Origin of the sequence: Pedobacter steynii (genome assembly GCF_900103665.1) — a bacterium.
In the GTDB taxonomy this organism is placed as follows: Bacteria; Bacteroidota; Bacteroidia; order Sphingobacteriales; family Sphingobacteriaceae; genus Pedobacter; species Pedobacter steynii.
On the sequence record NZ_FNGY01000004.1, the window covers coordinates 163585 to 186696 of the forward strand.

Below are 23112 nucleotides of genomic sequence, written 5' to 3' on the forward strand. Positions count from 1 at the left end.
CCCGGCATTGGTTGGTTTGATTTTATATTTGTGCTGTCATAAGTCCTTACGGGCGTATTACGTTACGAATCGGTAGTTGCATGTAGCTTCTACCGATTTTTTTTAATCTCTATTGAAACAAAACCTATTCGATTCTATCCAAACATGACCTTACTTAAACGCTGTCAGGAAGACAGCTTATGAGAACAAAATGAATATAGAGAAACAGGAACGGATCAACTTCTATCAAAGCAATATCAACGACTACGCTGCTAAAATAAAGTTACTGGAAACCAATATCAACAGGCTATCCATACTGCGGTTAATATTTGTTTTAGTTGCAGCTGTGGCATTCTACCTGACGCTCGGCTACGGAAGTGTCTTTTTAACGCTTTTTTCCATTTTCGCTACGATCATTTTATTTGCATTTTTAATTATGCTCCAGTCTAAGCAAAGCACCAAAAGGGATCATTTTCTCGACTTCAAACGAATTAACGAAAATGAGCTGACGATGATCATGAGCAATCAAAACTTCTACAATGATGGAAGTAAATGGATCGATGATCATCACCATTATTCTTCAGACTTAGACCTGTTTGGAGAGCAATCATTATACAGCATGGTAAACAGATGTTCCACTTTGCAGGGAAACGCAAGATTGGCTGGCATAATGAAGGACAATGAACCTATTGCAATAAATGAGGTTAAGGAAAAGCAAAAGGCGCTGAAAGAATTGTCATCTCTTGTTGAATTCAGACAAAACTTTCAAAGCTTTCTGCTTTTCTCAAAGGATTCCACCGAAGACTACTTTTCAAAATTAGTAAGTTACTCAAAGGCAGCACCTGTCCTCATCAGCAAAAACTATCTGATTTATATTAACCTTCTTACCCTCCTTATCGGCCCACTGGTAGTTGCTGCGGTATTCTTCCCGGCAGGTAGAATCTTACTCCTGATCACACTTATCGTAAACACAACGATTTACATGCTAAATTCTAAACTCATCAGGAAAACAGCTCAGCAAATTCTCGGTATGGAACAAGCATTGATGCAATTCAAAAAGGTGTTTAGCAGGATTGAAACTCAAAATTTTCAATCCAAATATTGTATTGATCTGGTGAAAAACATTACCGATAAGCAGTCAGACTCTTTTTCTTCCAGCTTTGAACGTTTATCCAAACTGGTCAGCAGATTTTTAAAAGCGGAGAACCCTTTCGGAACAATCATTTTAAATGGATTCTTTCTTTGGAATCTTAAAAACACCTATATGGCTGAAGAGATCAGAAAAGAACATTTAGGGCTGGTTGATCAGGCATTAGATACCATAGCTCAGTTAGAAGCGCTTTTAAGCCTCTCCACTTTGTATTTCAACAATCCGGACTGGGCAATACCAACGCTGACAGATGAAGAAGGTTATACTTATGATGTGGTAAAAATGGCGCATCCCTTAATCCCGGAAAACAACAGGGTAACCAATTCATTCTCCTTGGTTAACGAAAGAAAAATAGACATCATTACCGGCTCTAACATGGCTGGCAAAAGCACTTTTTTACGGACATTGGGAATAAATGCAGTGCTGGCATTTTGTGGCGCACCGGTATGTGCTGAAAGTATGAAAATCTCAAATTTCAGAATTTTCACCTATATGAGAATCAAAGACTCCCTGCAAAAAAACACCTCTACATTTAAAATGGAAATAGATCGCATAGAAAGCCTCCTTAATTTAATTCAGCAAACAAAGGTGTATTTCTTAGTTGATGAGATGTTAAGGGGAACGAACTCCCTTGATAAGTTCAGAGGCTCAAAGGCAATGATACACAGACTTATCGAAGATAAAAGCGCTGGGATTATAGCCACACACGATCATCAACTGACCACCCTCGTCAGCAAGTATCCCGATTATTTAAGAACCCACTATTTTGATGTGACGATCGACAACGGAGAAGCGACATTTGACTATACCTTAAAACCCGGGGAGTGTCGTAATTATAACGCTTCTTTTATGTTGGAACGGATCGGATTAACGATCACAGAATTGACATAGCTTCTGATTAAATTTTTACTGTAAAGATTTCAGATGCTCAGTGGGCGTAAATCCGGTGATGTCTTTAAAATATCTGTTAAAAGAGGATTTGGCACGAAAACCGGCATCATAAGCCAACGACAAGACATTTACAGGGATTTCCTTACGGTGCAGAATCTGCATCTGGTTGATGGCATATTGAATCCTGTATTCGTTGATGTATTGATAAAAAGACTTTTTTGCATAAGTATTCAGCGTTTCCGAAATGTGGTACTTATTGATTCCGGTTGCCTGGGCAAGTTTATCGAGGTTAAGCTCACTATCTGCAAATAATTTACGGTCTCTTAAATGATTCTCAAGGCTTTCCCATATTTCCTGTTGCTTCTGAGCGGTTAAAGGAGACTTTCGCTGCAGGGTGTGCTCTTTGACCACCAAAACTTTATCTGCCGAAAAATCCTTCATCACAAAACTGTTCCGATCCTGATGATTACTGATAAACAGTCTGTGATATCCAATCATAATACATAAAAAGGTAAGTATCGCATAGACCACACTTCTTACGAAAAAGGGATGTACCAAATCATTGGTGTAAGGACTCACAAAAAATGGGACACTGAATATGGCAATGAACAAAAAGCAGGCTGCAATGCGCTCCACCATTTTTCTTTCTTTAACTTTTTCCGCTAAATGCCTGCGGGCAACACGCAATGCCAGAAAGGCAAAACAAAGTTCAGAAGCCAGTAAAGCAAAAGTACTGATGTTATTATACCAGGTCAATAAGCGGTAATCTGATGATTTTGAAAGAAACAAGACTCCCCCAACGGTAAAATAAGCGATCGCCCCCAACATAAAGGGCAGAAAAAAGTACCACCTGGACGCAGGCACAAATTCGTTATTACTCGTTTTCAGCGCATATAAATAGAGTAAAGGACCATAACAAAAACCGATAAAGGTGTTCATCTGCTGGCGGACATGTACATCATCAACAGAACTGAAAATGAAAAACTTTATGGCAAGATGTGAAGCGATACAGGCTACTAAAAGGATCAGCAAACCATCACCATTGCTCTGTAATCTGCTCTTCAGCAACAACGCGATCACAATCATCGCCTGAAATATGCCAATGGCTATAATGTACTGCATTTATACGTTCCCTATTGATATACGAAACTAGTCATCAAATATTAAGACAATATTAAGTTACGCCTCGTTTCTCGTAGAAATGGTAAGTAAACATATTGATAACAATTAGATAACACCACATAAAGCACTGTATATCAATAGAAAATAGTCTCAGCACAACGACTGACACCTGAAACCGGTACCTGCTGTTGGGCTAAGTCGAACCCTTGCCCATCTTAGTTGACTTTTGCGGAAAATAAAAAACATGATGCATACTTTTACAAATCTTAAAAAGCTGACAGGCATGATATTGTTGATCCTGTTCAGCTCCACAAGCTTACTTGCCCAGGTGATCAAAGGGACGATCACCAGCAAGGATGGAACACTTCCAGGGGCCAGTATTCATGGGCTGACTTTCAAACTAAGTACTTCTTCTGATCTCAATGGTGAGTTTACGCTAAATGCGCAGGTAACAGGTAAAGCTAAAATCTCGATCTCCTATATTGGCTATGCGACTAAGATAGTTGACCTGGAGTTGAATAGCGGCGTAAACGCACAGGGAAACATTGAATTGATGGCAGAACGTAAAAACTCCCTGAGCGAAGTGACCATCTCAGGCAGTATGGCGCCATCTCAGGCAAAGGCTTACAGCATTAAGAAGAATTCCAATGCGATTATGGATGTGATGGCTGCAGATGCGATTGGAAAGCTGCCAGACCGTAACGCTGCCGAAGCCGTACAGAGAATGCAAGGCGTTGCTGTTGCGAGGTACCATGGTGAAGCTGACCAGGCCACCGTACGGGGAACTCCTTTTGCCTGGACATCGACCCTATTTAATGGAAACCGTTTACCCAGCTCAAACGTAATGGGCAACCGTTCATCGGTATTGGATGCTGTACCTTCAGAAATGATCCAGTACGTGCAGGTAGCGAAAGCCATTACTCCCGACATGGAAGGAGATGCCATAGGTGGTTCCATTAACTTTATCACCAGAACGGCTCCTACTGTCAGACAACTTAATGTAAGTGCTGCAGGCGGATACAATACCTTCTCCCAGAATGGCACCTACAATGCCTCCCTCGCCTATGGCGACAGGTTTTTCAAGGACAAACTCGGCGTCATGCTATCAGCTGCAATATGGGACAGGCAATGGGGTGCCGACTCTTTTGATGCTTCCTATAATACCGGCCTCGCTGATCCTCAGCAGAAAAAATCAATTAACACGATTATGTTCAAGCGCTACATGGGGAGCCGTCAGACCATGGGTGTAAACCTCGGTACTGAATATAAGTTTGATGCTTCAAATAAAGTGTTTTTCAGAGGGATGCTGAATAAATTTAATGACATCAGACCTGTTTATGAATCGTACGTAGATTATACCAATAGCCGCTACCAATACAATTATCGCTACTCGCATTACCAGACGGCTTTAAAAGGAGCTGAACTTGGCGGAGAACATCAATTGAACAGCAGGCTAAGATTAGACTGGACAATAAGCGACTACAAAAGCAAGTATTACCTGGAAACCCCTCCTACCTATGGTACAAAAGGCTTACCCATTTCTACCTTCAGACAAAAAATTACAGGTGGTTTCAATAACCTTTCTTCCGATGGCAAACGCTACTGGGGTTTTGATTCACCAAATGGTGTTGGAGGAGATCCCATGCATTTCGATGCCGGTTTGAAGAACCCTGCAGAAACCATGAGTGCCGACAAATTACTGCTACAACAACTGGTCATTGCCCAGCTTGATAACAGTGAACACGACCGCAATGCACAGTTGAATGCAAAAATAAATGTCAGCAGCAAGATTAACCTGAAAATGGGTGGTAAATACAGACATAAATACCGGGAAAGCACTTATGGGTCCAGCATGGTATTTATGCCGGGAGCAGCCCTTGGTGTACCTTCTTCTCCTCCGCTCGTTAGCCTCTCTCAACTCGAAACTAAAGATTTCCCTTCTGGATCAAAATTCTTCGGTACAATGGAGGGCAATCACAACGAATACATCATGAACCCATTAACTAAAAACCAGTTATTTAACCTGTATAGCAACGATTTTTTAACTACGAATGGTTTTACAAATGTTACCTCGAAAACAAATCCGACGGCATTATATACTGGAAAAGAAGAGGTCGTTGCCGCTTATGCTATGGCCGAGATCGATGCCACAGATCAGCTTAAAATCATTGCCGGTGTCAGAAACGAATATACCAGCATGGAATTAAAAGGAGCTAAAGCCGTTACCGCCGGCACTCCCGCAGTAACAACGATATCGGAATCCACCGTAACCAACAACTACAATGCCTTCCTGCCAATGCTTCACCTGAAGTATGCACTGAATGAAAAATCTAACTTAAGGGCAGCTTATACCCGAAGCTTTATCAGACCAAGTTTCGGAGATATGACACCGGGAACATCGGTCGACAATACCAAAAACCCAATGGCGATCAGTCAGGGGAACCCTGATCTGAAGCCTACTTTTTCTAATAATTTTGACCTGATGGCCGAATATTATTTCGACAATATCGGTATCATCTCCGGCGGGGCTTTCTACAAAAAGATCAACGATATCGTATTCACAAACGCCAGCATGCAAAACATCAATGGCAGCGACTTTATGGTTACCCAGGCAAAAAACCTTAACAATTCCACCTTATTTGGTTTCGAGGCGGGCATCAATAAACGTTTTGATTTCCTGAAGGGTTTCTGGAGTGGCTTTGGAACAGAATTCAATTATACGTTTATCAATAGCAAAGTTAATGCGCCAAGAGGTACCGGCAACAATATCACCTTAGACAAAACGAGCCTGCCCAATCAATCCAAACATTTATTTAACGCCATTATTTTCTATGAACGCGACCGCATGATGGTCAGACTGGCTGGAAATTACCGTGGTTCATCGGTAGAAACAATCAATCAGCAACTGGGGCCAGACTTTTACATCTGGACAGCGGCCAATTTCACGATAGACGCCTCTGCCACTTACACCATCAACAAACACCTGAAAGCTTTTGTTGAACTCAACAACTTAAGCAACGCACCTGTAAAAACCTATATGGGCGATAGCCGGAGACTGACCATGAGTGAATGGTATGGTCGTCGCGGACAGGCAGGGATCAGATGGGACATCATCAAGTAATTCATAACTATTAAACAACAAATATATTCTCATGAAAAGAACAGCATTATTCATCGCTTTATTAATCCCCTCCCTGAGTATGGCCCAACTGGCAGACAGCACTAAACGATTGGTACACCTTCAAGGTGCATTAAACTTTCGCGATGTAGGCGGTTATAAAACCAATGATGGGAAACAGGTGAAATGGAACAGGGTTTTCCGTAGTGCTTCTATAGCCGGGCTCACAGATGCAGATATGGATACGATCCGTAACAAACACATTTATACCGTAGTTGATTTACGGGGAAACAAGGAATCAGCTGCAGCGCCAGACCGCCTGTTGAAAGGTACTGATTATACCTTAAGCCCTGCCGGAAGTGACAGCCTTCCTTCTAACACCCAAATGATCGCTTACCTTAAAAAAGGTGATTTCCTGGACAATTTTTACGGGGATGGAGGAATCCGCTATTTTGGGGAACGTTACAGACCTGTATTTCAGAAACTGCTCCAGCTAAAAGACACCACCGCTTTACTTTACCATTGTACCGGTGGTCGCGACCGCACCGGTATGGCTACCGCTTTATTTCTTTATACACTTGGCGTTCCGCAGGAAACCATTGAAGCTGATTTTACCGCCTCTAATGTTTACCTGTTGCCAATGATGGGAAAAATGTTTGAGCCTATGGCTAAGGCTACAGGAATGAGCAGTGAAGAAATCAAAAAGAAAATGGACCTGCGTCCGGAGCTGCTGCAAATATTCTTCAAATCAATTGAAAAAAAATATGGCAGCATTGAGAATTTCATGGAAAAAGAAATGGGTATCGGTAAGAAAGAGCGCGCCGTTTTACGGAAGAAATATACTTCATAAAGCGGTCTCAATCATTTATACGCATTTAGCAAAAGAAGGTGTAGCGCTCACTACACCTTCTTTTTACATTCCTACTTCTCAGCAGGTTTATGAGTTACCGTATTGATATCCCTGGTAATTTCTTTCAAACGTTTTGAAACCGCTTCCGGCATATCTTTCTGATATCGTCCTCCAATTACTTCAGCCAGGAATTTTTCTGTTTCGGCATACATGGCCATTCTGTTGATCGGTTTATAGAAGCCGTGTCCTTCATCATCCGCTAACAGATAACTTACTTTTTTACCTTTTTCACGAAGCGCAACTACAATTTGATCCGCTTCCGCCTGCTTTACCCTTGGATCATTGGCGCCCTGTATGATCAGCAGTGGCTTATTGATTTTATCTACACTATACAGTGGACTCGCTTCTTTAATTCTTTGTTTTCCAGCTTCGGTTTTAGGATCACCAACCATGCCATACAAGAAGGCTCTTCCTGATTCCCAATAAGGCGGGATAGATTCCAGTAAGGTGAAGATATTGCTCGGACCTACGATATCTACACCAGCTGCATACAGTTCCGGTGTAAATGCCAATCCTGCGAGAGTTGCATAGCCACCATAACTTCCGCCCATGATGACAATGCGGCTTTTGTCTGCGATACCTTTTTCAATCAGATCTTTTACACCCCAGGTAACGTCATCCTGCATCAGTTTTCCCCATTGCAAATCACCTGCATTGAGAAACTGCTTTCCATAACCACCACTCGCGCGGAAATTCGGTTGCAAAACGGCATATCCGCGATTGGCCAAAAACTGTACTTCCGCATCATATCCCCAGTTTTCCCTCACACCTTTAGGGCCTCCATGTACCAATACGATTAAAGGCAGGTTCTTGCCATTGGAACCGGCAGGGATCGTCAGGTAGCCCGGAATTTCCAATCCATCGCTGCTCTTGTAGGAAACAGGCGTCATGGAAGCCAGGTGCGCTTCCACCTTTTTAAGTTCAGGATTCGGCGTATACTGAAGCACCAGTTCTTTTGTTTTTGTATCAAAGAAATAAACCTCTGAAGCATACTTGTCACCCCATACGGCAATTAAAAATTTAGAATAGTCTTTGGTCGAGCTGGAAAAATTCACTTCTCTTCCCGGGAACTTACTTTGCAAATATTTATAATTTGCTTCCCAGGTCTTGTCTTTCCAATAGATATCCGTTTTATCAGCCGTGTAGGAAGTTGAGATGATCTTACGCGTGTTCCTGTCTATGGACAAACCGCCGAAATCTACTTTTCCTTTGGGATCACTTTCAATTTTTGTCAGCTTTTTCGTCGCAGGATCCATGAGGAAAAGCGTAGAAAGATTTAATTCCCCTTTATTGGTCTCCAGATAAAACTTCGTATTGTCTTCGTTCCAGTCCAGAATAGAAGCTCCCTCCGTTACCGATGTTTCATAGATGGGTGTGAGTTTGTCGCCCTCCTTGTACAAAATCTGAGTGTTTCCTTTTTCGTCAGTCGTGTAAAGGATCCTTAGCTTTTCATCCCAGTCGAAATCATACCCTGTAATCCTTTCCTTGTTTTCATAAATTTTGCTCAGCTTACCGGTAGAAATTTGCAAAGAATAGAGATCATGCCATGCTTTGTCCCTATCGTTCACGCCAATCATCAGCAAGTCCGGGTTTTTACGGCTTACCATATAGATCTGTGCAGCTACATCTTTAAGGGGAGTAAGGTTTCTTGATGCAGGTACACCGGTCGTTGATCCCGCCATTGGGTTTACAGCGAAGACATTTGAATTTTCATCGCCATCTTTATCTTTTGTATAAAGGATGTACTTGCCGTCCTTCGTCCAGAAATAACCGCCTAGTGGTCTTTTGCTATCGGTTAGGGGGCGGGCCTTTTCGAAAGATTCTTTAAAGGATTTTACCCAGATGTTCATAATGCCGTTGTACTCTTTCATAAAAGAGATGTACTTCCCGTCGGGGCTGATCTGCCCTCCGGAGATCTTAGGATTTCCAAAAAAGAGCTCCCGATCTAATATCGGGACTTCCTGCGCATTAACGGATTGTAATCCAAGAACCAGGATCATAAGAGAGAATAGTTTTTTCATTTTTAAAGTTTAGATGTTAGTTGAATGTCCCCTTTTCGGGATACATCCAGGAGTTTTTTGAGTCGCACCAACTTAATGCAACAATGAGGCGAATATATAAATTACTCGCAATAAGCCACTATGTTGCAACTTTATTTAACACTAATTAACTATCATTAACTTTTCATTTTCTACTATCAGGAGGAGTCGCCGTGATGACGACAATCATAATTTAGCTGTGTGCGTTTTCAGAATGAGTAATTCACCTTTTGCATGCAGGATTTGAAAGCGTTGGCATAGCCAACTCAAACAAAACCGACCGATATCGGTTTGTAATAGCAAATAATAACTTACAGATTTATTTATGGATTTTACAGTAGAACTCGAGGATATGGTTGCGATGATCGTTTCCATCATCTGTGGAGGAGCAATAGGTTTTGAGCGGGAATATAAAAATAAGTCTGCCGGCTTTCGTACCATCATTCTAATTTCCCTGGGCTCTACAATTTTCACCATCGTTTCCCGTCACGGCGCTGGAGCCGACGACCGGATTTCGGCAAACATCATCACCGGCATCGGCTTTATCGGCGCAGGTGTCATTTTTAAAGACAAGATTTCTGTTCGGGGATTAACCACAGCCGCGGTAATATGGACTTCTGCCGCAATTGGTATGACAACCGGAATCGGTTACCATGCCTTGGCTTTATGTCTGACCATCATCACACTTGGCGTATTATTAATGGTAACAAGAGTAGAACGCATGATTGCTCAACTGCAAAAAGAACAGCTCTTAAGCGTCACCTTTCGTGATCCGGACTTTAATCAGATTCAGCAACTGGAGGATACTTTAAACACAAAAGGCCTTTCCCTGGAACGGTTGGAAATCGCTAAAGAAAACAACCATTTAATGGTCATGTTCAAAGTATCCGGTAAAAAAAAGTACCTGATAGAAATGAGTGAAACGCTTGCCACCCGACCAGAAATACTAAGTTTTACTTAAATATTAATCCTAAATTTATGGCGGAAAATCATTTAATTAAAAATGCAATCATACACCCGCTACTTACTAATAAACTGCTTAGCATTCCTTATTTTTTTATCTGCATGTAAAAAAACTGAAATACCAAAACCACCAACTCCTTCCGTTCGCATGAGTTTGGACAGTGCTATTCTGGCAAATGACAGCTTTTTTGGCAGGGAATTGTCGGTCATTCTTGAAAACTTCCCTGAAAACACTTCAGCTGCTGTAGAATGGCGGGTAGATAATCCGCGTATTGCCGAAGTAACCACAGCAGGAATTGTATGGCCAAAGGGAGCTGGTATTACCTACGTTTATGCCAAACTTCTGAATGGAAAAGGTGAAGCGAAATGTAAGATCATCGTAACTGATGGAAATGACTATAAATTCAGACTGGTATTAACCGATAAGGGAAAATCTGATTTTTCAATTGGTAGCCCTGAAACGTTTCTTTCAAGAAAAGCCATTGAAAGACGTCTCAAACGAAATATTCCCATTGATGAGACTGACTTGCCTATATCCAGGCAATACCTTAAGGCGATCACCGAAATTGGAGGGACCATTGTTGCCCAGAGTAAGTGGTTGAATACGGTGACCGTCACCCTTCAGGATCAGTTTCTGGTCGACAAATACAAAGCTTTACCTTTCGTAAAAGAAGTCATATTGGTATATGTGGGAAAAAGGAAGCAAAATTCAAATGCCCCCAAATATGTGGATAGACCACAGGCAGGAAATTATACCGATCCGGGTACCTCAATTGATTATGGATCGGCCGGACTAAATATCAGTACCGTGAAGGGAGAAGTGTTACATCAGCAGGGCTTTAAAGGTGCAGGAATCGATATTGCTGTTATTGATGCGGGCTTTTTGCAGTTAAAAAACAATCCGGCTTTTGATAACATACACATTAAAGGTGCAAAATCTTTTGTGTATGAAAATGACGATCCATACAGCATCGATACGCATGGTGTTTGGGTAACCTCATGTATGGCCGTAAACAAACCTGGAACCTATGTAGGTACCGCACCTGAAGCAAATTACTGGCTGCTTCGAACAGAAGATGGTGACACCGAATTTCCGGTCGAAGAAGATTACTGGACAAGTGCCATCGAATTTGCAGACAGTGCAGGAGTAGATTTGGTGAACTCCTCTCTATCGTATAGTGACGGCTATTCCTATCTCACCAAACGCTATACTGCCAATGATATGGATGGTAAAACCGCTCTGGCCAGTAAGGCGGCAAATATGGCCTTCAAAAAAGGAATTTTTATTGTGAACTGTGCGGGGAACGAGCAGAAATGGGTAGGTACTCCTGCTGATTCACCTGGCGTGCTCACCTTAGGTTCGACCAACCCTAATGGCAGCGCAAGCGGCTTTACCTCCTGGGGGATGACTGCCGATGGCAGGATCAAACCAGATGTAATGGCCATGGGTGGTTATACGAGCGTCATCAATACTTCCGGCACTGCCGAAAATAGAAGTGGTACCTCCTATGCCAGTCCGATCATGTGCGGGTTAGTCGCCTGTTTATGGCAAGCCTACCCCAAGCTAACCAATCAGGATCTAATGGAAATCATCCGTAAATCTGCCGATCGGGCCGGTAATCCTCAATTGCCTTTTGGTTATGGTATCGCAGATATGAAAAAAGCAATGGAGCTGGCGAAAATAAAAGCCAGCTCAAAATGAAATCCAATTTTGTGACCGCTATCTATTAATTTATGGTATTGATCAATTGTTGAATAGATTCATCAAACCTGTCAGAACGCATATTGTTCAAGGCTTCATTCAACATGGCTTTCCCAAATAACAACTGCCCCTGATATTCAGCAAGATTTAGTTGCCCATTTGCTAACTGTGTTCTTATTAAAGCCAAAGTAGCCCCCTGCATATCCAAATCATGAATTGCTCCGCTCCCACCTGATGCATTTGCCAATCTGAACATGAGCATCGCGTAAACGATACGGCATAGCTGACGCATGATAAAGAACCTTGCCTTGTTATACTCCTTTAGACCCTCACCAAAATAGGTCTCCAGCATGAGATGCTCTTCCTGATCTGCCGCTGCAAAAAAGTTTGCCGTAATGGCAAGGTCAACATAACGGTCATTTCTAAACGCGGCATCCCAGTCTATGATCCATATTTTCTCTCCATCAAAAACCATATTATTTGGATTAAGATCGTTATGACTCGACACCTTATCGGTATCATGCCATGGGTAATGTGCTTTAATCGCCTCATAATAGGTAAAGCAAACGTCAAAAGCAGGGCCTGTTAACATTTGTGACGCCTTAAACTCACCAACAAGTCCATCAACAGTATCCAGTAAACTACTTTCCTTCGAAAAAAGTGGCAGCTCATGGATCGCCCGGATCGTTTTTGTAAGCTCCATTAACAAGATGCCAGGAGATTTGAAAGCATTTTGCAATGGAGTCTGCTGAATATAACCAGTAATTGTTATACCTGTATGCTTATTTAGGTGATGAATTGCTGGAGCAAGGCCAGCCTTAGCCGCAACTTCCATACAGGAATGGTCATGGATAACTTCCACAGGATCAGCTTTCAAAACGTAATACTGGTCATTAACTGCAATCTTGTACACTTTGGCCGCAGATAAGCCCCCAGTCAATAAAATCACCTCTTGTAATACTGTCGTATTAAAAGTCTGCACCAAGGCGTTTTCAACGGCCACTGATATTGATGCCGGGATAAGGGAATGTAAAGTTTGCATTTGATACACTATGTAATATTGCCACCAAGGCTGGTTAACAAATCAGTTAAAAGGGTCATTTCTTTTGGTTTTAAGGCCGGAATAATTTCACCGGCCAGCGCACTTGCTGTCTTTTCAGCCTCTTCAAATAACTGCTTTCCAACTGAGGTAAGTACAACGTAACTCACTCTTGCATCGCGTTCATTTGCTTCGCGGGCTACCAGTCCTATTTTCTCCATGGGCAACAACATTCGGGTGATGCCCGAAGCAGTGAGACCAATCTGATCTGCCAGATCTATCCTTCTCATTTTTCCAGCGGCCGACTGTTGCAAGAGGTAAAGAATCATAAAGTCATTAAACCCTATGCCATGAATATTTAAGCGATCGAATCTCCGGGAGATCACAGCCTGTACTTTGGCGAGGTTCATTAGTGTTTTTAAAGCGGGGTTTACTACAAACATATACTTGACTAGTCAATGATTATGCAATAATAACATTATTTATTCATTAACCTATCCTTTTCTTTATCAGCCCTGCTTTTATCGACTTTGCTTTTGATATTTTAAATTTATTATAATATATTTAGCATCGATAATTAACAAACCAACCATTCTTCGAGCCGGACCAAGCGGAATTTACATTCGGGAATGAATCATCAGGAGTCTAAAAAGGCATTTGCCAATTTAAACTGTCATGGCGATTCCTTTTCGAAAGGAGCTGTTTGTTTTGGCTTTTTTGTATGAAAGCTTATAACCAACTATCTGATGCCGAATTGTGCGCAGCCCTAAAGGCCAGCGATGAGCGGGCCTATACCGAAATTTATAACCGGTATTGGGATAAGATATATACAGTTGCCGTTAATCGCTTAAACGATAAGATCGAAGCTGAAGAAGTATTACAGGATGTATTTTTCAGCCTTTGGAAACGAAGGACTACGCTTGATATTCAATACAGCATGAATACCTACCTGAGTGTCGCCGTAAAATATCAGATTATAAATCACCAGAGCAGGCAGTTGCGCAAAGCCAGTCAGATCGCAACACATATCGCAATGCAGGAACCGGCTATAGACAGTACCCAGCTGTGGTTTTCAGAAAAAGAACTCCAGCATCAACTGACCATGAGTATCAACAAATTACCTGAAAAATGCCGTATTGTATTTAAAATGAGCCGTGAAGAATATAAAACGAATTCACAGATTGCTACAGAGCTGGGCCTATCCGAAAAAACGGTTGAAGCTCATATCACCCGCGCATTGGTATTCCTTAAAACCAGTCTGAAAGTGAGTATACCACTCCTTATGCTCCTTCTGAAAAAATAATTGTTTTTTTTTAAGGAACCATATAGGGTTAGCTCATCAAATTGTGACTATAGATAAAAGTCACCTAAAATGCACAGCGAAGAAACTCCTGATCATATTCTAAAACTAGCCGAAAAATGGCAGAAAGGCACGATTACCGACGAAGAAAAGTTCGTGTACGAACAATGGTATGCGGCTTTTGATGATGAACAACTGCAACATCAGCATTCAGATGTAGACCCTGCTCAGCTTTTAACAAAAATTCAGGCCAGGATAAAAAACGAGTTGCCCGCTGTTTCCAAAGTTATTCCGGTCTGGAAAAAATTAAGCGCCGTTGCTGCATCCTTAATTCTTGTCGGCCTTACTATATTATATGATTACCAATCTACCGCCCCTACTTCCAATCCTATTGCCCAAAAACAAATGGTGCCTGGAGGAAATAAAGCCTATTTAACACTGGCCAATGGCAAGCAAATCTCACTTACCAATGCGAAAAATGGAAATCTGGCAACTGAGCAAGGTATAGCCATCATTAAAACTGCCGATGGACAAGTCATTTACCAGATGAAAGATCTCCCAATATCAGGTGAAACTATTGCCCGGAATAATATCAGCACTCCTAACGGAGGATTTTGGAAAGTACAATTATCCGATGGCTCCTCTGTCTGGTTAAATTCTGCATCAACGCTGAGCTACCCCTCTACTTTCAAGGGGCAGGATAAACGCATAGTGAACCTAAGCGGAGAAGCCTACTTTGAGATTGCCAAAGATCAGGAGCATCCTTTTATTGTCGAAACCAAAGGTCAGGAAGTGGAAGTACTGGGCACGCACTTCAATATCAAGGCATATCCTGAAGAGAACAACACTAAAACTACGCTGATTGAAGGTTCCGTTAAAGTTAAGTTCAACCATCAAAATGAGCTGTTAAAACCCGGACAACAGGCAACCCTTTCCGACAATGGCCTGCAAATAGAAAGCATTCAAACCGAATATGCCATTGCCTGGAAGAATGGGTTCTTCATGTTTAACTATGAAGACCTGGAAACCGTGATGCTAAAAATCAGCAGGTGGTATGATGTACAGGTTGATTATCAAAATGCCTCCGTTAAGCGACATGTTTTCTTTGGAACCATCAGCAAATATGAAAACGTATCAAATGTATTGGCAATGCTGGAGAGAACCAGAGTCGTAAAGTTCAAACTGGAAGGCAAGAAAATAAAAGTAACTGAAATCAATAACTAACCAATTAAACACCTAAACTAACCAAAACGATGAAAGATTCTACCTAAGCCCCTTTTTGCATGATCTATAGGTAAATTTAGGACTCCGATTGCGACCCGGAGCCCTAATCTGTCTTATTTCTTCAAGAAAATCAAATAATTTCTAAACCAGGTGAGCTGCTCTTCAAAGCAAAATGTCAGGCAGATCCCTAAAAAAGACTATCAAATGTATAAAAATTATACCAGAGTTTTCTGTGTGCACTATGGTCTCGTCCACAAGACTTTACTAATTATGAAGTTAACTACGATACTCCTTATCATTTCCATGTTACAACTCAGTGCGGCGTCATTTGGGCAAAAGGTAACTTTAAGAAAAAACAACATCTCCGTTGAGAACATTCTTTGGGAAATCCGTAAACAAACCGGTTATGATGTACTTATATCCACTACTAAACTTAAAAACAGTCAAAAGCTGAATATTAACTTTAATCAAACCCCGGTAGCGGAAGTGGTAGAGAAGATTATTGAAGGCCGGGGGCTCACCTACACGATCGAGTCACGGAGTATTGTCATCCTTGAAAATGACGCGCCAAAAAAAGTAAATATCCAGACTAAGGCAAGTACCGACATTAAAGGAAAAGTCACCGACGAAAAAGGCCTGCCCTTATCAGGTGCAACCGTGGTCGAAAAAGGAACAAAAAACTATGTCCTTACCGACCAAAAAGGAGAGTTTTCCATCAAAGTGGCCAGTGCCGAAGCCAGTCTGACCATCTCCTATATCGGATATACCACACGAACAGTCAGTGCCGGATCCGGTCCGATCAACATCAGCCTTCAGCCAGACAGTCAAAACCTGAATGATGTTGTGGTGACAGGATATCAGAAAATCAAAAAAGAATCCCTTACCGGATCAGTGACCAAGATTAAAGTAGCAGACATGAAAGTGGCCAGTATGGGAACACTGGATAAAATGTTACAGGGCCAGGTGGCCGGTGTCACGGTTGAAACAGCCTCCGCTGTATTTGGGACAGCCCCCAAGATCCGCATCAGGGGTAGTTCTTCACTCTCCGGAATCAATGAACCGCTTTGGGTACTCGATGGTGTTCCTTTGGAAGCCCCGTTGAATATTGCGCCCTCAGAACTCTACTCCGGTGGTGCCAGAAATCTATTGGCCAGTGCGCTTTCCGGGGTAAATCCGGAAGACATTGAAGACATTACCGTTTTACGTGATGCAACGGCAACTGCGATGTATGGAACACGGGCAGTGAATGGTGTAATTATCATCTCTACCAAAAGAGCAAAGAAGAACAGTGCTTTAAACATTAACTATTCTTCCAATGCAACCTTTACGATGAAACCTTCCATCACCGATTTTGATGTGCTGAATTCAAAAGACCAGACTACGCTTAATCAGGAAATTTTCAACATTTATCAAAATGCATTGATGAGTTTTTCTGCAGAAAATTCTGGTGCCTATTCGAAGCTTCAATACCTGAGAAATACGAAACAGCTAAATGATGAACAGTACAGAATGCAGGTCAAGGGCCTAAAGGAAACGAATACCGATTGGTTTAACGAACTCTATAAAAACTCGCTCCTGCAACAACACTCTCTGAGTGCGAGCTATGGTGGAGAAAAAGCAACAGGCAGGTTATCCGTTAGTTATTATAATGACATGGGCAAAACCATTGGGGAAAAAGTAGATCGATACACCGTCAACCTAACTTCAGGTTATCAGATTACGGACAGATTATCGGCAGATCTTATGCTCAAATACTCCAACCGGAACCAACGGAACCCGGGTACACAGGTAAATCCGTTTATCTATGCAAGAGATGCCAGTCGCGCCATGCGTCCTTATAACGAGAATGGTGGTTTCGAATTTTACAAAAAAGGATATACTGATTTCAATATCATCAATGAAATCAATAACAATTACATTAAACTCGCCAGCGCCGACTTCCTGGTACAACTGGATTTGAAGTATAGATTTTCGGACAAATTGCGCTTAAGCGGAATTTTTAATACCCGTGCAGTCAACAATGAAAGCAATGAAATTCAGACCGAATATTCCAATTATGCCAATCAGTTCAGGCAAATGGGTATTGTAGATATGAATGGATTTATGCTGACACAAAATGACCGGAATCCGCGACTGTATAAAATCCCTTCTAATCCCGGCTACCTGCCTCCGGTAAGTATTTTACCAGAAGGTGGTATCCTCGACCGGGAAACTTCTACTTCAAAATTTGTTACCGGAAGGCTGCAATTAGACTGGGATGCCCTGTACACCCAAAGTGGACATAAAATCACCCTGTTTGGAGGAGCAGAAGCCACTTCCAATGAACAGAATGGTTATTTTAACAGGGGTTATGGTTACCTCAGTGAGAGTAAAACAACCATACCGAATTACCTTGCGACACAGCGACTGATACAGGCCACCAATCTTCCGGCAGATGAAAGACGGATGTACAATGGCAGGAATTTACTTGCAGGAACCAATTATTATTACACCGAACAAAACAGACATACCGTTGCCTTTTACGGAAACGCCTCCTACAGCTTTAGAGATAAGTATATCTTAGACCTTTCATTGAGGCAAGACGCCACAAACGTCACATTTAGTAAATTCACACCAACCTGGGCGGCAGGCATTGCCTGGAACGTAAGTAAGGAGTCTTTCATGAAAGGCTTTGGCGATCAGATATCTGATTTAAAGCTCAGGGCTTCTTATGGCTTGAGAGGTAATGATGGTGTAAGGGGACCGGATATGATCGCTTATTACACGAATATTACAAGGGTATATCCCGACTTTAATACAACATCGGTAGGGATTATTGAACCGGAAAATACAGACCTTAAGTTCGAAAAGGAACACATTTTCAGTGCCGGCGTAGACCTTACTTTATTAAAAGCGATTGACCTCAGCTTTAATTACTATCGCAGAAACAATTTCGATTTACTGGGAAACAGACAGGTAGCCCCATCTTTAGGTTATACCAACAAAGTCTTTAACTGGGCAAATATGCGAAACGAAGGTGTTGAGCTTAGCATAAATCTGCGTCCGGTTACCCTGGCAAGAGATTTATCCTTAAATGTCATGTTTAATGCGGCCTACAACAAGAACTCCGTACTTTCAGATTTAACCGGAAGCAACCCAACCATCTACCAGATTGCCAATTCCAATGGCTATGCGCTGCAAGGTAAACCTGTACTTGGACTATATGCCTTCCGTCTGGCGGGATTAAGTTCTGATGGACTGCCGCAGTACTATGACAAAGATGGAAACATTGTGAAGTCCTTCTTACAAACCAATACTGATATCAGAAACCTGGAATATCAGGGTAGCCGGGATCCATTGTATTCAGGAGGTTTTACCCCAACTATCCGATACAGAAATATGAGTCTTAGCGCTGCATTTATTTTTAATGCCGGACATAAAGTAAGAATGGCTGATTTCTACCGTGGTGGAACAATGAACAGCCTGTTCAGGGATGACACCAATATTCCCGGAGATTTCGCTGACCGCTGGACAGCGCCCGGAAATGAAAGCCATACCGTTATCCCCCGCCTGATTACCGAAAATGACCGGGATAATTACAACAATGCAGGTTTCTTTGACACTTCTATTTTCACGGCCTACAATTATAATGACATGCGTACCGTTAACGCTTCTTATCTGAGATTCAGAAATCTAAACTTTCAATACAGCTTCAATGAACTGGCAAAAAGGTTGAAAATGCAAAATTTATCGCTGGGCGCTGAAGCATCAAACATCGCAATATGGACCTCCAAACGATTGAAAGGGCAAGACCCGGAGACCTTATTGAATGGCTTGAACATTCCACCGGTTAAAACGTTCACTATCTCACTTAATGCAAGCTTCTAATCATGAAAAACATACAGAAAATTTCACTTATACTTTTCATCGCCATTGCTCCGCTGGCCTCCTGTAAAAAATTCCTGGAAGCTGATATCGACAACAGAACGTCACTGGATCAGCTAAAAGATCTGGAAAAAGCAATCATTGCCATTGAACCAGGCTCTGATCATCATTTCACCGATTTCATGACAGATGATTATGTATACAAAGACATCGCCGGCCATGTGGTACGCGATGCCAATGAAAAAATCAAACCCCTGTTTACTTTTGAAATCCTAAAAAACAGTGTCGATAAGAACCAGATGTTTGCAGATGGTCTTAACCCAAATTCCGCCTTTCTGCGGTATTATTTCAGGATCAACAATGCAAACCTGCTCATTTCGAAGGCAGAAGAACTTAAATCAGCCAAGGCAGGTGAGGCAGCACGTTTGAACAATGTCATCGCTCATGCAAAATCTATTAAGGCTTATTGCAATTTTATGCTGGCCAATTTATTTGGCAAACAATATGATGCCGCCACTGCTGCGACCGATCTGGCCGCGCCTTATATCGGGGAGTATAATTCAAAAGCCATTGTTAACCGCCCCAGAGCATCTGTTAAATTGTTATATGATGAGGTTGAAAAGGACTGGTTGAGTGCATTGGAATTGATGGACGATAAAAACCCCTTTTTCAACAGCAAGTTCTATTTTAGCAAAAGAGCCATTTATGGCTTACTTTCCCGCTTGTACTTAAACAAGAAAGAATGGGACAATGCGACAAAGTATGCAGACCTTGCTGTACAGGCGGATGCATTACCTCTTAACATTGCGAAAATCAGGGGGGGTACACAAGATCCGGACCTGTTTAGCAAAACCTATTTTGATCCCGTAAACCCTTCCTATCTGATGATGGGAAACAACACTTATCAACTCCTTGCTTATTTCTTTTCAGGATACTATCCATACACCCTGAGCTCGTTTATGTTGGATCAGGGCGGTCATAGTGGCACGATCCGTACCAGTCCCTTGTACGATGACATCATCATGGTTAAGTTCGTTTACTTCTCTACCCAGAGTAATAGAAATATGAACATGCCGCTAATTACAGTCGACGAAGCCTTGTTTAACCGTGCTGAAGCCCAGATTGAAAAAAATCAGCTGCTAAATGATGTGGCAAAAGCTGATCTTCTTTCTCTGATCAACAATCAGTCTATGCAGTACACACCTGATAAGCTGAAAGAAAGAACGGATGAACTTGAAGCCGCCAATACCAAAGAAAAGGCCATTAGCCTGCTGTTAAAAATCAAGCGGATGCGTTTTGGCAATGAAGGTATGCGTTGGTTTGACATCAAACGACATCAGCTACCGGTTACCCATAACATGAATGGAACCGATTATAAATTAACTGGGACCAATGCGAATGAATATGTGATCAAGATGCCATTGGAAGAAATTCAATTTAATAAAGATGTACAGTAACCAGGATTTTCCTTACGGATATTTAAATATTAAGACGATGAAAAATTATTCAGTTAAGATCATGAGCGCGCTAATTATGATGATTAGTGTACTGCTTACTGCCTGTAATAAGGAAGAAAAGCTAAACGCCGAAATAGAGCCAGCAAAGGTTTTTGATACCTCTACCCCACTGGGCAAAAAACAGAAAGAATTCTTTGACAAATTTGATGTGTTGTTTGAGTACAACTGGGACCGTAATGTATTTGCAAGAAATGCCGTTGCCGATCCTGCCAATACCAAAGATATACTGCCTTACATGGAGATTATGGAGGAGCTTTACTTTAAGGCATTGGAAAAAACAGCCATAAAGAACAGTTTTGTGACAAAGGAAACCCCATTAACCATTTATCTGATTGGCAGCGGGATTAACTACGGCGGAGCGGAAAGTTTTGGAGAAAGCACGGTAGGACAAGCTGGAAACATCCAGCCCAACAGGCTTACCCTGGGTGGACTAAACAATTTCGGGGAACTATTGCGTAAAAAAAATTCGGATCAGCAATTTCTGAATATGATCTACGAAAGTGCAACTTTCAGTAATCCCGGAGATGCCGGATTAATCGGTTTTCTTTACCATGAATTTACCCACTATGTAAACACCAGGAATGATATCCCGGTTCCGTTTGCCCTCGCTGCTGCAGCCAACTACCTGAAAGGAACAGATGGATACACCCGGGTAAGTAAAACGGATGCCTACAAAAAAGGATTCCTCATTCCTTATGGTATGCAAAATGAGATGGAAGATTTCGCTACCTATACTCAGATCATGGTATGGAAAACACCCGAAGACATCAAAAAAGATTACCTCCTGGGGCCAGAAGCGATTAGAAAATACAATTACGTAGATGAGTATTATAAAAACCTGGGTCTCGACCTAAATAAATTACGGATCTATCTGCAAAGCCCTGAGGTAAAAGCCAGTCTTTTAGCGATAAAGAAGAAATATGAATAGCCCATTCTATACTGGTTTAAATCCAACTATACACTTAAATAAAGAAAGAAATGAATCCATATAAATATTCAGGCCTGGGGTCCTTTTGCATCCTTATCATGCTGATGGCCACCCTGATCTCCTGCGAAAAAGCGATAGACAACTCCGTTCCGGAAGGAACTCCGGGAAGAGAAGCTTATAATACCCAGATTAAAACAGCTTTGACAAATGATTCTGTTTGGGTTACTCAGTTTATGAACAAGAACAAAGCATCAATAAAAGTTGGCTTTGCGTTTATGAAAGATGGTAATGCAAACCTGTACAAGTTAAATTACACGCCGATTACCGTGATCCAGCAACTTAGAAAAGCAATTGCGTTGAGGCCGGCTGATGCGGTAGAAATTAACAGTCTGATTGCTGCTTTTGGCGGACTGGCTGATGCCACTTTAAGAAACATTTTAATCACCAATCCTGCAAATATAAGTTTTAAGGAAAGTGTAGATAAATTTTTCCCGCTAACCCTTAAAGGTCCTTCAGGTAGGATTGAACTCAGCGAAGGCACCAATACCTATAACATTTATGGGAGTTTCAATACCTCTCTTACTTTCTTAAATTCCAGTTTTCTTTCAGATTTAAAGAAAGACAAAGATTTTGATTTTGACTTTCTGATCAAATCTTACCACCGGGACAGTATCGGGCTGGAAGGATACTATGGTCCAAATATGAACAGGCAAGCGACCATAAAGCCGGTCTTATTAACTGATATGAGACAGCATATTAATGCCCGTAACCTCAGCATTTTAAGTCTTGGTTTTTCAACAGAGCTAAGGGTAGCTGGCAAAGCAATCGCTACAGACGGCGCCACTTATCTGGACAATCAGTTTAGCGAAAGTTATGACAAGGCAAATAAATGTCTGGTTTTCAAAGCCATTACCGGACAAACTCCGGCTCCCGAGCTGGCCAACATTACCGCCTTAAAAGCAACCGAAACTGCTTTCACCCCAGGAGATGCAAAGCCGGTAGCGGGAACTGTTATCGCTAAATATATCGGTTATGATGCAGGTGTCAAAGAATCCATAAAAAACGGGACCGTCGTTGAGCTCGTTGTAAAATAAGCTCCTCAAGCCGATCGTTATAAGGGCCTAAACTGGATTTTGTCCGGTTTAGGCCCTTTTTTATTTAATGATCTTAACAGCTGATCGGTTATCATGCACTGGCTTTATGTCTTACCGTCATCACACTTGGCGTATTGTTAATGGTCACCAAGGTAGAGCGGATGATTGCTCAACTGCAAAAGGAACAGCTCTTAAGCGTCACCTTTCGTGATCCGGACTTCAGTCAGATCCAGGAACTGGAAAATACTTTAAATACAAAAAGCCTTTCTTTG

Annotated in this window: 15 protein-coding genes; 11 read left to right on the top strand and 4 right to left on the bottom strand. The window is 41.8% G+C overall.

The genetic code is table 11. From position 1 onward, the window contains the following. Positions 1–190 precede the first annotated feature (190 nt). Positions 191–2020, top strand: a complete 1830-nt coding sequence (locus tag BLQ87_RS12955; RefSeq protein ID WP_074607289.1) for a MutS-related protein — start codon at positions 191–193, stop codon at positions 2018–2020. Positions 2021–2035: 15 nt separating this feature from the next. Here the strand turns inward: BLQ87_RS12955 and BLQ87_RS12960 are convergent, their stop codons facing one another. Further along, positions 2036–3142, bottom strand: a complete 1107-nt coding sequence (locus tag BLQ87_RS12960) for a helix-turn-helix domain-containing protein (protein ID WP_074607291.1) — start codon at positions 3140–3142, stop codon at positions 2036–2038. A gap of 244 nt (positions 3143–3386) precedes the next feature. Between BLQ87_RS12960 and BLQ87_RS12965 the strand changes: the two genes are divergently transcribed. Then, entirely contained in the window at positions 3387–6263 is a 2877-nt protein-coding gene (locus tag BLQ87_RS12965; RefSeq protein WP_074607298.1) for a TonB-dependent receptor, read from the top strand. 31 nt (positions 6264–6294) lie between these two features. Continuing rightward, on the top strand, positions 6295–7110 hold the full coding sequence (locus tag BLQ87_RS12970) for a tyrosine-protein phosphatase (RefSeq protein ID WP_074607299.1): 816 nt from the start codon (positions 6295–6297) through the stop codon (positions 7108–7110). Between the two features lie 71 nt (positions 7111–7181). On the opposite strand, the gene BLQ87_RS12975 is transcribed toward BLQ87_RS12970, so the two are convergent. Beyond that, on the bottom strand, positions 7182–9191 hold the full coding sequence (locus BLQ87_RS12975; protein WP_074607300.1) for a S9 family peptidase: 2010 nt from the start codon (positions 9189–9191) through the stop codon (positions 7182–7184). A 343-nt stretch (positions 9192–9534) separates the two neighbouring features. On the opposite strand from BLQ87_RS12975, the gene BLQ87_RS12980 reads away from it, so the two are divergent. Then, positions 9535–10170: an MgtC/SapB family protein gene (locus BLQ87_RS12980; RefSeq protein WP_074607301.1), complete on the top strand. Its 636-nt coding sequence runs from the start codon at positions 9535–9537 to the stop codon at positions 10168–10170. Between the two features lie 150 nt (positions 10171–10320). Next, positions 10321–11874, top strand: coding sequence for a S8 family peptidase (locus BLQ87_RS12985; RefSeq protein ID WP_172664905.1), 1554 nt, complete (start codon positions 10321–10323; stop codon positions 11872–11874). Between the two features lie 25 nt (positions 11875–11899). Here the strand turns inward: BLQ87_RS12985 and BLQ87_RS12990 are convergent, their stop codons facing one another. Both BLQ87_RS12990 and BLQ87_RS12995 read right to left on the bottom strand, forming a co-directional pair. Next, positions 11900–12916 carry a phosphotransferase gene (locus BLQ87_RS12990; RefSeq protein WP_074607310.1) on the bottom strand — a complete coding sequence of 339 codons (1017 nt, stop codon included), beginning with the start codon at positions 12914–12916 and terminating at the stop codon, positions 11900–11902. A gap of 8 nt (positions 12917–12924) precedes the next feature. After that, positions 12925–13356 carry a MarR family winged helix-turn-helix transcriptional regulator gene (locus BLQ87_RS12995; protein ID WP_074607312.1) on the bottom strand — a complete coding sequence of 144 codons (432 nt, stop codon included), beginning with the start codon at positions 13354–13356 and terminating at the stop codon, positions 12925–12927. 278 nt (positions 13357–13634) lie between these two features. Between BLQ87_RS12995 and BLQ87_RS13000 the strand changes: the two genes are divergently transcribed. From BLQ87_RS13000 to BLQ87_RS13025, 6 genes are all read left to right on the top strand, one after another. Then, a complete protein-coding gene (locus BLQ87_RS13000) occupies positions 13635–14216 on the top strand; it encodes an RNA polymerase sigma-70 factor (RefSeq protein ID WP_074607314.1) in 582 nt (193 codons plus the stop codon). A gap of 69 nt (positions 14217–14285) precedes the next feature. Next, entirely contained in the window at positions 14286–15437 is a 1152-nt protein-coding gene (locus BLQ87_RS13005) for a FecR family protein (protein WP_074607316.1), read from the top strand. 270 nt (positions 15438–15707) lie between these two features. Then, a complete protein-coding gene (locus BLQ87_RS13010; RefSeq protein WP_074607318.1) occupies positions 15708–19304 on the top strand; it encodes a SusC/RagA family TonB-linked outer membrane protein in 3597 nt (1198 codons plus the stop codon). Positions 19305–19306: 2 nt separating this feature from the next. After that, the gene (locus BLQ87_RS13015) at positions 19307–20758 is read left to right on the top strand and encodes a RagB/SusD family nutrient uptake outer membrane protein (RefSeq protein ID WP_074607320.1); all 1452 of its coding nucleotides are present in this window, start codon (positions 19307–19309) and stop codon (positions 20756–20758) included. Between the two features lie 37 nt (positions 20759–20795). Then, positions 20796–21746 carry a substrate import-associated zinc metallohydrolase lipoprotein gene (locus BLQ87_RS13020; protein ID WP_172664906.1) on the top strand — a complete coding sequence of 317 codons (951 nt, stop codon included), beginning with the start codon at positions 20796–20798 and terminating at the stop codon, positions 21744–21746. A gap of 50 nt (positions 21747–21796) precedes the next feature. Continuing rightward, entirely contained in the window at positions 21797–22840 is a 1044-nt protein-coding gene (locus tag BLQ87_RS13025) for a hypothetical protein (protein WP_074607325.1), read from the top strand. Positions 22841–23112 lie beyond the last annotated feature (272 nt).